This window comes from Sporosarcina sp. P34 (assembly GCF_002743375.1).
Taxonomy (GTDB): domain Bacteria; phylum Bacillota; class Bacilli; order Bacillales_A; family Planococcaceae; genus Sporosarcina.
The window spans coordinates 65,469-76,998 of record NZ_PDZC01000009.1; the positions used below are offsets into that span (position 1 = coordinate 65,469).

An 11,530-nucleotide genomic window follows, 5' to 3' on the forward strand; every position below is an offset into this window, starting at 1 on the left:
ACATTAGAAATTATAACTTCATGTTCACTTTCTAATTCTGTTTTATCTTTTTTTATTTTTATTTTCTCATTAAACATTCCATAAGCTAATTTAAACATTTCAAGAAAATCAGCATTTAAACCGTGAGTATTTGACTTATAAGATCTCTAAGATCTCGTTTACCTGTGCATAACACAACTCAAGAACAATTCAGAATAGTATCTGAGTTGTGTGATGCACAGGTGCGTGTTCTTAATATTCGGAGTATGACTCACATCAATTTAGAACGGTGCATGAGTTGTTTGATAATAAGTACAATTTTAAAAAGCGTCAACCATTTTAATGGATTGACACTTAGATTTACCAATAACAGTTTAATGCTTAAAACTAATTCTATAACCTAATTTCTTTTCAATTTTAGTTTTTCTGTTTTTAATTTGTTGCAAAATAAGATTATTTGTATTTGGACTTATTTCATCAAATGCCTTTTGAGCTTTAATCGCATACGTTATAAAATTTCCGTAAGGAGTGCTATTAATCCCTGCGTCTGTGTATAGTGTGTATATTTTCTTTCTATAAGGCAACTTTTTTAAGTTCTTTTTTTCTTTTGCTTTCTTAGCTTTTTCAATTAGTCGGTTAGCTTTCCTATAGAATTTATATGGACTTTTACTTCTCATCCTTACATTTTCTCCATCAAAAGCAAATCCCAAATAATCTAGATTACAGGTAATGTTGCTATCTAAATGCTTAATTTCATTTTGTTCATACTGAAGATAATGTGTTTTAGATAGGTGTATTTTTAATTTTTCTCTTGCAGCGAGAGTGTTAATTTTTGAAGCCAATTCATTAAATTCACTTTTACCAAAGTCACCTTGAGCTGGAATAACAATTATAAAATCATCCGAATATCTTCTGTACAAACCATTGTAATCTTTCACTAATGATTTAATTTCTTTATCGAATAAAATAGCATAGACATTAGCCAAAACTGCACTAATAGCGGTTCCTTGGGGTATGCCAATGTCGTTTTTATTAAAAGAAATCTTATATTTCTTTTTAAATTCCCTATACTCGCGCGTATTGTCAAAGTAACTAAACTTTCGTTTCTTTCTTAAATATTTGTCCGTACCAAATAAGCTGTTTATCAACTCTTTTTCACAATAGGAGTATCTAGTAACAGATCTAAAGACTCTGTACCAATCTTCTTCCAAATTCACCATATTTAACACGATTTTGACTCTTTTCTTTAACAGCTGATGGTCTAAGCTATCAAAATAACTTTCAAAATCCCCTACTATTATGTAACAATATTGATATTCGACTATTGCATTGATAACTTCCGCGGCGGAATCAATATTGCTCTTACTGTACTTAGGCTCCCTATAAGCTATTGACTCTTCGTTTATATCATTTTCTTTAGCCCATTTGGAGTATGCTTCATTTAATAACTCTCCATAGTAACGATAAATAAAATTATCTTTGTGGCAAGCATACATAATATTACGGGGTTTAGTTTTTATCGGCAATTTATCATCACGGATAGATATCTGAGTTGCATCAAATTTATCAGTACTTTGGGTATACTTTAATAATGGGTAAAAATTATGTTTTTCAATCTTCATTGGGTCTTCAACATACTTTTGTACATTTGTATATTCGATTCGACTATCAAAATGAAGATATTTTTTACTTTGATATTTCTTGTTATCTCTCATTGTAATTCTCCGTTCTCCGAGCAGATGAAGCCACAATCCCAGCAATTGTTTTATAGCTTATCTGCACTCCGGCCCTGATGTTCGCAGATGGGGACCACATTAATCCTGCAACATGCTGGTATTAAACTTGAATGTTATAATCTAGTTAGGCTGTCAGTATCTCATATTGGAGGGATTAAATTGAAGCTTCTATTCCAGTTCCAACTTGTTGTAGATCCAGGCTCTATGAAGTATTTAATAGCGTTCCTTGTGTGGATGCCATCTTGGCTTCTTCTCTGGAGCATTATGGTTGACAGTTCCATACTTGATTCCCCTCACATCCCAATATTCGGAGGGCACATGAATTATATCACTTATTAACTCATTTGGCAATTTAAGGGCAAATACCCGCTTAAACTACGCATATCAAACATAGTATCTCTTTGTCACCACTTGCTTAATAGATAAAGAGTTGCAACTATATTAAGGTGTAATGGGTATAATAGAGAATCTCTTAAAAATTAGAATGGAGTGTTTGATATTACTTATTGTTTAGCCTGGAAAGATAAAAATAATATTTTTATGGTAGTGGATTCCGCTGTATCTTCAGATTATTAAGATGGTGAAATGAAGGAAACTAGTTTCGGAAATATACATGAAAAAAGAGGTAAGAAGTATGTATATGAAGGAGCCTTGAAACTTCAAACAATTAATAATTCATACTTAATAAGCTATGCAGGAACCCTAGATCACATTGATGAAGTGTTTGATTTATTGCATATACAATTAACTTCTGGAATTGATATATATAGTGCCTTTAATACAATTGCCAATTCTATTTCTTATAATGACATTGATTTTTTGGTAGGATTCATACAAAATGATACGCCGAAATTAGTTCATTTTAATGGTGAAGAAGCTGTTGGAAAAGAGTTTTGCCACATTGGATCAGGTATCTCAAGAGAGAGTTGGACATATAGAAATGAGTTACTACTTGAAAGAAATAAAGATATTCGAATTTCACCAACACAATCTTTAACTTCGACAATAAATATTCTGCAAATCTATTCTCTAAAAGATAATATGATGGATATTGGTGTAGGTGGATTAGTTTTCGGTGCAAGGATTAATAGCGAAGGAATTCATTGGTGCAAAGATATAACCTATTATTTGTATAATCAGGATTTACTAAACTATCAATTAATAACTGTGATTGCTAGAGATAATAATTTACATGTCTTATCTAGTTTAAATAATAAACATCTGATTTTTGTTAATAGAGAAAATGAAATATCCCTGGAGGGTATATTAAATAGTCACTCTGAATTTCTTCATAAATCATCCACTGACTATTTTGTATTTGCTAGTTTATTTTATCCTAGTATTGTTTTAATTCAAATTAATGGGAAACTACATAATGAATATTTTAGAATGTACTATTGTAGAGATGGGATTTTTACTCATTACAGGTTTATAATTACACCTGAATTAATTGGACTAATATTAGGTGAATCATTCCCAGAAGACGAAATAGTGGTTTTTCAATGGGAATTTGCTCTAGCAGTTGAATATAAAAGTAGGAAAAATGTAATAGTAGAAAATGGACATCAAAATCTGGTTGAAGATTTTGACGATGAACGTTTTATTTAATTTAAAATTATCTCGTAATTAGTAAATAAGCCTATAAATTTGTTCGTTTTTCATAGTGAGACAGATGTACAATCCAAATAAAAAGACCAACCCTTGATGAGGATTATGGCCAAAAGAAAAACACCTTCAGCTGCACAATCATAAGATCGTGTTTTGGTATGTTACTATGCTCTTTCATTAGTGAATGGGGAAGTTAGACATTTGAAGGTGTGTTTTAATTTTGCTTGCCTGTGCATCATATAACTCCAGAACAATTCTGAATGGCGCATGAGTTGTTTGATGCACGGGTTGATAATTACAAAACAATAGAGTTTTACCTGTTCCACAAATAATTCATTGGAGATCAGTTCTGATCAGTTCTGATCAGTTCTGACCATTTCTTAAAAGTAGTTTTTCGTGTAATCTAGTCCATGGAATTGTCATTTCTTATGAATTTGATTGTACTACTGCCTCCAACTCATTATTTTAATTAGACTCTATTGGCTTGAAGCTCAATTTTATCTATTCCAAAAAGGTGATAATAGTATGCAAATCCCCAGAATTAACGGTATAGAATAAGCGAATATAAATTTCCGTTTTTCATTATTGTAATAATCTTCTACTATCTTGTCATCTTCTTTATTAAGCATATTCTTTGCTTTTTTGGATTGTAGATAATCAATATGCTCATGATTTTCAACTATGGCTAGTGTTCGCTCATATTCTTTATAAAGATTAGATACTTTAATAACATCCAATTCTTCTTCTAATCTAAGCATTTCAATCTTTCCATAAATTTTGGATAAATCATGCCCGTTACTTTCCATTAGAATTGCTTTCTCTTTATAATTTTTTCCTCCCATATGAGTAGCGAAAAAGGAAAGCGCTATTGAAATTGCTAATGTTATAAAAGTAGTCCATTGAGCGTTCTCATTATAAAATTGATATAAAGTAATAATAGATATTAATACAACTACAATATTATAAAAAACAATTAGATTTTGGATTTTATCAAAATAGTTTCTAAGCCTGGTAGAACAAGCAAAGCGTGCTCTCCTAGTTATATCGATACGTCTTTCTAATTCTTTTAATGACTTTATTGGTTGATGCGATTCGGAAGATAAATTGGCATTCTCTGTATTTTTCATTAAAACACCCCTTACAACATTATCTATAATTTACTGTCTAAATTTCTATATTTCTAAAACTAAATTCTATATTCCTATAGTCATAGTAATTTATCAAGCAAATTTTCATTATATAGTAGTTTACATACTTAAATAGGAAATTCAAGAATACAAATAATTCTGCAACGACGCAATCGCCACCCGATGACCCTCTATCTGCTTATCCAACTCCCCCACTTCTTCCCCACTAAGCCGATACTTCGAAGCATACTCCGCAATCTCTTTCATCTTATACAACCGCTTCTCTATCTCTTCCAATATCCGATCCTGCTGTTTAACTTGCTCCAGTTGTTCTTTCAACCGCTCGATTTCTTTCGAGTTATCCTTCATTCGCCGCACCTCCTTTCCAACTCTATACCAGTTCTACTACCAGGCTATAATTAGCTATTTACCTTCTAAAATTATATAATAAGAACATATATTCTTATCTTATAGGAGGGCTGGCTATGACGATTGGAACATTGAAATACTCTACTCATTCACGATCTTACGGCTTTTTACTAGAAGACGGTAAAGCGGCAAAGGAACAATACAATGCCAATTGTAAGAACAGTTACCTGAAAATAATTTCACTGCCTTCTTCTAATGAAAAATTAAACAGTCTGCTCTGCGCATTGCTACTTAGCAGTGGACGTATTATGTCGTCTGCAACTAACCATAAATATTTCCGTTTCACTTTCAATACAAAACACAGTGAATGGGCTCATTCCTGCTATCAGCAGTTACAATCGCATATACCAGACTTTCTTATCAAGAAGGAACAAACTACGGATACACGGAGTAAATCCGGCTTTACAGAGCGTGTGGTGATTGAATCTGCCCCTTGCGCTACTGCTGAAGCATTATACTCCGCTTGGTATCAGAACGTCTCAAAGGGCATGCCTCTGGAGTTTGTTGAACAGCATATGACCGCTCAGACACTCGCGTGGTGGTACCAGGAATGTGGTCACTTGAAAGTGAAAGAAAACGGTACGCTGGAGAAACTGATTCTCTCCACCGAGCAATGGACCGAGGACGAGCTTCGGTTACTTCAATATGTAGTAAATATCAAATTCAATTTCCTGTTTGCAATAGACGGTCAACGAAGACTTATTTTGTATGACCAACTGCAAATCAAATACTTTCTAGGTATGGTTGCACCTTGGATCCATCCTGTGTTCTCCTATAAAATTAAGAATGTAGAAGTTCGAAAACCCGTTGCAAAGCGGACAACTATACGGCTTCCCAAACAGATATCTATTCCCTCTCCTACTGATGAAATCAATCAAATGATTCAGCAATACGCTTCCTCTATTAGAGTAACAACAGAGAACTTTCAAAGATTCAACTACGCTCGGCAAGAGAACAATGAATCCAAACGCTATCAAGTGAGCCTTACTGAAGAAAATCGAGACATTCTTTGCTCCGTCCAAGCCGCAACAGGTTTAACTTTGGGTGAGATTGTGCAAGAATGTTTTCATCAACAGAATTGCATATCACCACGACCGTTGAATACGTTGGATGATCTTTCAACTACACAGCAAAATATTATGCTTGGTTCTATTATTGGGGATGGTACATTAAGACATACACCTTCAAAATCTATGGGAATCAGAAGTAATTACCATGAACATTTTTCTATAAATCAACATGAATATCGTGCTTGGAAAGTGATGAAACTTCATCCTTATCTTGTATTTAAACGTGAAGGTACGGTTATTGATTCAAAAGTTGATAATTTATGGAGTACACTTCAATCTGATTTTTATGCCGAGAAAGTAAAAGATGAAAGAAGAATCAAGCGTTTACCTGCAAACCAACTTACTAATTTAAATGATTTGCACAGTATAGCAACTGTCTACATGGATGATGGGTCACTAATGCTAACAACCCGCGTGAATGACAATAATAAAAAGATATATATCACTCCTCATATAGCTCTGTACCTACAAAACTTCACATATGAAGAATTAGAATGCTTCATAGTACAAATCAAAAGTTTAACTCTAGCTGAATTTACACTTACGAAACGACCTGATGGAAATGGTTATTATTTGCGCACAAACCGTACTGCAGATACATTACTGTTTCTTCAAGACATTCAACCTGTTACAATTACCTGCCCTGCAATGCAATGAGCTATAAAACTAACTGGCAGTATCGTTTCTACCTGGAAACTCAAAAATGGCTGCGCGAATATCCCGAATATGAACTCATTACTAGCTCTAGAGACAGGATGCGACCTTATACACCAAAAGAAATAGCTACATTAATAGCTATGAAACAAAAAGGCTGCACCATTCAACATATTGCCGATCAGCTCGGACGCAGTTATTGGTCGATAGTTTACAAAACCAAAGATCTACAGGATCAAAATCTTATGTAAGCAAAAGAGACTTCTAAAAAGAAGTCTCTTTTGGTTATTAAGTACTATTAACGTAGTAGTTGTAGAACGCCCTGAGGCTGTTGATTGGCTTGCAAGTAGTCCTATTGTCTCTAATAGGCTCAGACTATATCTTCACCCACAGCATAACCTGTTTGGGGCTGGGCGCTTCGGACGGTGTTGCTTGTCCTACGGATTTCATCGTCATAGCCCTGAAACCTTAGACGGTATATCCTAGTCGTTGAACCTTCTCCAGAGTTTCCTCACAGGAGCTTGGCTGCTGATTGTCCATTGTTTCATCCTCATCATTTTCAGACCATCACGCTGACCGTTTCCAATTACGTTGTGGTTGATGAAGCTTTAGGAAGTTCCAGCAATTCACCCAGTTGTGCTCTTATCTGTTACCGGATAAGACGCCCTTCCAATCATTATCTCAAGAGTTGTAATACTCCTTGAGGCATCTGATTCGATTGAGCCAACATTGCTTGTGCTGCTTGAGAAAGAATTGAATTCTTCGTTTGTTCCATCATCTCTTTCGCCATCGTGCGAACATTAGCTTTCACTAATGACTAGACTATATCTTCACCCTTCTATACCTTGTGGATATTGATTAGGGGTCGGGCACTTCGGATTCGCAATGCTGATGGACATTGTTTCACCTATGGATTTCATCACCATAGCTCTCGCCTTAGATGGTCTATCCTAGTCGTTGAACCTTCTCCACTCTTTCGAGACAGGAGCTTGGCTGCTGATTGCCCAATCTCTCTTCTTTTTGACCATTCACGCTTGCCGTTTCCAGCTACGTTGTAGGGAAGTGAGTTTTAGGGGTTTCCAGCAATTCACCCGATCATACTCTCTAGCCGTTACCAGCTAGGACGACTGTGCTTGTTACTGCTTAAGCAGCTAAAGCATAATCTACGTCACGGATACGAGATTCCGCAGCAGTTAGGTTTTCTGAAGAAGTGTTTAAGTTGTTAATTGAGTGCTCTAAACGATTTTGGAATGCACCTAGTTTAGAACGCTCTCCTGAAACTTGTTGAATAGCCTTATCAAGAGTCTTAATTGAATCGTTTGCTCCATCTTGAGTTTGAAGATTTATATCTTTTACGAGACCTACATTTGTATCCCCAAGAGTCTTAGTACTCATTTCATTAAAATCAATAGTCATGTTTTGATCTTTGTTAGCACCAATTTGTAAAGTTGCTCCACTATTTGATACAGTTATAGTAGCACTATCTGTTCCACTAGCTAAAGTAGCAGTTAGTTCAGCACCTCTATAACTAACTGATTGTCCAGTTCCTGTGATTGTCTCTGCAACAGAGTTTTCATCAGTAATCGTAACTACTGCGTCATCACCACCAGTAATGGTATCCTTGTCACCGAATTCAGCTGCATCTGTACCGCCTAAAACTATTTTTGCATCTGAGCCAAAGGCTTTAGTTGAAAGTGAAATTGTATCAGTTGTTCCTCCATCACCAGCAACTACGCCAGTTTTATCAGTATATGAATTAATTCGAGCCTTTACAGCGTCTACATCTGACTCATCGTCCATATCACTGAAATCAATTGTAACACCATTAATAGTAAGCTCTTTTCCTGATAATCCTGTGTCAGTTCCAGCACCTGCAAAAGCTGTAGTTCCTTCTGCTGCAGTTTTCACGGTAGCTGCAGTAGAAACATCTACTGTATAATCACCTTTTTTTAGTCCAGAAGCAGTTTCTAATTTCACTACAGTATTATCATCTGATGAACCTACAGCTCCCAAACTACCATTCAAAAGTTTTTGAGTGTTGAATTCCGTAGTATCAGAAATACGATTAATTTCAGATTTTAGTTGTTCAACTTCCTTTTGAATTTCTTTTCTATCATCTAATGTATTAGTGTCATTGGATGATTGGACTGATAACTCACGCATACGTTGAAGAATATCATGTGTTTCATTTAATGCACCCTCAGCAGTAGCAATCATTGAAATACCATCTTGAGCATTTTTAGATGCTTGATCCAATCCACGAATCTGACCACGCATTTTTTCAGAAATTGCAAGACCTGCTGCATCGTCCCCTGCTTTATTGATACGAAGACCTGAAGCTAGTTTCTCCATTGATTTAGATTGGTTAGTTGAAGCTGTGTTCAACTGACGATGTGTGTTCAACGCTGCAATATTATGATTAATTCTCATTTTAATTTCCTCCTTGAGTATGTGTAGGGTACACTTCCTTGTGACCCTGAATTTTGTGGCGGTGTACAGAGCCGGCCGAACTCTTTCTCCCGCTTACACTAGTAATATCGGATAGCTAGGTAAAGAGTTTAGTATATTTTTCAAGTTTCTTAAAATCCAGAAAAAAAGATAGCGTGCATATGTCATAAGTTTGTCTAAACAGAGTCCCACATAAAAAAGCATCGCTACAGAATCTCTATAGCGATACTTTCTCCATTATAGACTATTCTTTATTCATCAACTGCGTGAATAGATCCATATCGATTGTGAGTGCCTCTTTATTTGTCTCTGTAGTCGACTGGACTAACTCACCTCTGAGTATTTCAATGGATTTCGGCGCTTCAATGCCAATCCGCACGGTATCTCCTTTAACCTCCAGTATCCGAATTTCTATATTGTCTGCAATTTGAATCGACTCGTTTACTTTACGTGACAAGACGAGCATGTCAGTTCCCTCCTTTATCAAGTGGGTGTCTGACTGTGAAACGCGGGTCGTTGAGAATCATTTGTTTGGCTTTTTTATTTAGAACTTGAAAGATTAATGGAGCTTGCAAGTTGATTGTCGACTTGTGATAGGGCTGTTTCATGGATAGGATGCCAAGTACCATGATATCTTCTGGCTGATTGATTTCAAGTAAGTCAATCGTCGAGCTATCTATTTCAAATGTATAATCGGTTACTAGTGTATATGGATTAGCTACAATAAATGCAACTTCTTGCTGCTTCGTTGATTGCAAGACTTGTAAAGCGTCACTGCCTTCAATTGGCAACAATACAAAGTCTGTTTCGTTTTCGAAGCCTGGGATTCCTTTTGGAAAATACCACTTTTCTGTTGGATCTATATCGATCGTGGCATGAAATTTGGTTTCAATTCTCATGTTGTAAGTTGCTCCTTTACTTAATGTCTTGTTTACTATTACGTTATTGATTACGAAGATACTTAATATACATTCTTCATTACACTTTCCAATCGATTTCGATAGAAGGATGTTGCTCCAGGTTGGCCGTTACGGTCCCTGGCGTGTAGTAATGGATGGGTTTGTTTACCTGCGCATCTATTATGGGCTTTTGTGGTGTTACGTTTATATTCAATTGGCTTGGTGTAAAGCTTCTTTTTAATTGCAATGGATTTCCTACAAAACGGATACCTAGCTCGGCTACTGGTCTATCTGTGTTTTGTTTAATAATATCAGCTAACGGGTTACCGCCATTTTCAATTTTTACGAGTTGCATCCCTTCCTGAGCTCTACGCGCAATGCCTTCTTGAACTTTTTGCTGGCTGTACTGTGCCACTTCGTCTCCCCGTCTGAACATGCTCATCAAATCTAGTGCCGCCCGATTTTCTGTCGTGTCAATTGTAAGTTCGGACGGTGTAGTGGACATTTCAATAATCGCTGCTGGTTGTTCGATAGTCAGAGAAGCTTTCGGTTGTTCAATCTCTTGTATGGGTTGATTTATCTGTAAGCCTAACTTAGCTGAAGTCGTTTGGATTTGTAGTTGAGGGATATTCAAGTCTATCACCTTCCTTTGCTTTCCTATATAAAAATAGCGGACACTATCAACGTGTCCGCACTACTATTTACCGCAAGAAATCCGTTAAAGAAGGCTGGATAATACGCGCTCCTACCGACAATGTGGCCCGGTGGATAGACTCAGAAGTAATCAAATCCGTAATGGTTTTTTCATAATCAATATCTTCGTTTTCAGAACGTTGCTTTTTCGCTGCTCCTTCCTGCATTAGAAGACGATTTTCCATAAGTTCTGCACGATTGGAACGCGCACCAATATCCGCACGTTTTATTAGAACGTCATCTAGCAACCCATCAATTTTTTCTAGCGCAGAACCAAAATCATACTTGTCGCCCGTATCATTTTTTATATCGGTGAATAATTGATTAATATTATTAAACAGATCAGACACATTCGTACTTACACGCAAGTCTACTCCATCAAATACTTCAATTAATACATTTTCTTTAAAAGATGCGCCCGATTCATAATTTCCCGTTGTTTTGTCGAATAACGGCTTATCGGTCATCTTGCCACTAAATATATGTTTGTCGCCAACTTTCGTGTTCGCTAAGTCCTGCAGTTGATTTTGCAGTTGCTCTAATTCGATTTTGATCATTTCCCGGTCATTAGCTGTCATCGTACCGGAATTTGCAGCATTTGTGGCTAATTCCCTGGCACGGTGAAGGACTTGTCCAACTCCATCCAACGCATCATCCGAACTGTCGAGCCAGTTGCTGACTTCGCCTAGGTTTTTCTGATATTGCTCTACTCTGTTGACCTGCATACCATAGCCGAGACTTTTCATGATGACGACAGGATCATCGGAAGGGCGGGTCACTTTTTTACCTGTATTTAGTTGCTCTTGTAATTTCCCCATCGTATTATAGCCGCTTGATAGGTTCCGCAGCATGTTTTGCGATAGCATGGATTGTGTTACACGCATGAG

Annotated in this window: 10 protein-coding genes and 1 pseudogene; 2 read left to right on the forward strand and 9 right to left on the reverse strand. The window is 36.3% G+C overall.

Annotated features, from left to right (window positions below; genetic code table 11):
* Window positions 1–353 precede the first annotated feature (353 nt).
* On the reverse strand, window positions 354–1,694 hold the full coding sequence (locus CSV63_RS12865) for a reverse transcriptase/maturase family protein (RefSeq protein ID WP_099696169.1): 1,341 nt from the start codon (window positions 1,692–1,694) through the stop codon (window positions 354–356).
* Window positions 1,695–2,300: 606 nt separating this feature from the next.
* Between CSV63_RS12865 and CSV63_RS12875 the strand changes: the two genes are divergently transcribed.
* Window positions 2,301–3,323, forward strand: a complete 1,023-nt coding sequence (locus tag CSV63_RS12875; protein WP_099696171.1) for a hypothetical protein — start codon at window positions 2,301–2,303, stop codon at window positions 3,321–3,323.
* Between the two features lie 497 nt (window positions 3,324–3,820).
* On the opposite strand, the gene CSV63_RS12880 is transcribed toward CSV63_RS12875, so the two are convergent.
* A complete protein-coding gene (locus CSV63_RS12880) occupies window positions 3,821–4,450 on the reverse strand; it encodes an SLATT domain-containing protein (protein WP_099696172.1) in 630 nt (209 codons plus the stop codon).
* A 141-nt stretch (window positions 4,451–4,591) separates the two neighbouring features.
* Window positions 4,592–4,819: a hypothetical protein gene (locus CSV63_RS12885; RefSeq protein ID WP_099696173.1), complete on the reverse strand. Its 228-nt coding sequence runs from the start codon at window positions 4,817–4,819 to the stop codon at window positions 4,592–4,594.
* Between the two features lie 116 nt (window positions 4,820–4,935).
* On the opposite strand from CSV63_RS12885, the gene CSV63_RS12890 reads away from it, so the two are divergent.
* Entirely contained in the window at window positions 4,936–6,606 is a 1,671-nt protein-coding gene (locus CSV63_RS12890; protein WP_099696174.1) for a hypothetical protein, read from the forward strand.
* 673 nt (window positions 6,607–7,279) lie between these two features.
* Here the strand turns inward: CSV63_RS12890 and CSV63_RS12895 are convergent.
* The 6 genes and pseudogenes from CSV63_RS12895 to flgL all read right to left on the reverse strand — a co-directional run.
* Window positions 7,280–7,393, reverse strand: a pseudogene (locus CSV63_RS12895) (flagellin); the annotation flags it as partial.
* A 353-nt stretch (window positions 7,394–7,746) separates the two neighbouring features.
* Window positions 7,747–9,033: a flagellin N-terminal helical domain-containing protein gene (locus CSV63_RS16975; RefSeq protein WP_099696175.1), complete on the reverse strand. Its 1,287-nt coding sequence runs from the start codon at window positions 9,031–9,033 to the stop codon at window positions 7,747–7,749.
* A gap of 262 nt (window positions 9,034–9,295) precedes the next feature.
* Complete coding sequence (gene csrA / locus CSV63_RS12905) at window positions 9,296–9,517, reverse strand: carbon storage regulator CsrA (RefSeq protein ID WP_099696176.1); 222 nt, start codon at window positions 9,515–9,517, stop codon at window positions 9,296–9,298.
* Window position 9,518: 1 nt separating this feature from the next.
* Complete coding sequence (fliW, locus tag CSV63_RS12910) at window positions 9,519–9,950, reverse strand: flagellar assembly protein FliW (RefSeq protein WP_099696177.1); 432 nt, start codon at window positions 9,948–9,950, stop codon at window positions 9,519–9,521.
* A 79-nt stretch (window positions 9,951–10,029) separates the two neighbouring features.
* Window positions 10,030–10,584, reverse strand: a complete 555-nt coding sequence (locus CSV63_RS12915; protein ID WP_099696178.1) for a DUF6470 family protein — start codon at window positions 10,582–10,584, stop codon at window positions 10,030–10,032.
* A 67-nt stretch (window positions 10,585–10,651) separates the two neighbouring features.
* Window positions 10,652–11,527, reverse strand: a complete 876-nt coding sequence (gene flgL, locus CSV63_RS12920; protein WP_099696179.1) for a flagellar hook-associated protein FlgL — start codon at window positions 11,525–11,527, stop codon at window positions 10,652–10,654.
* Window positions 11,528–11,530: the final 3 nt, after the last annotated feature.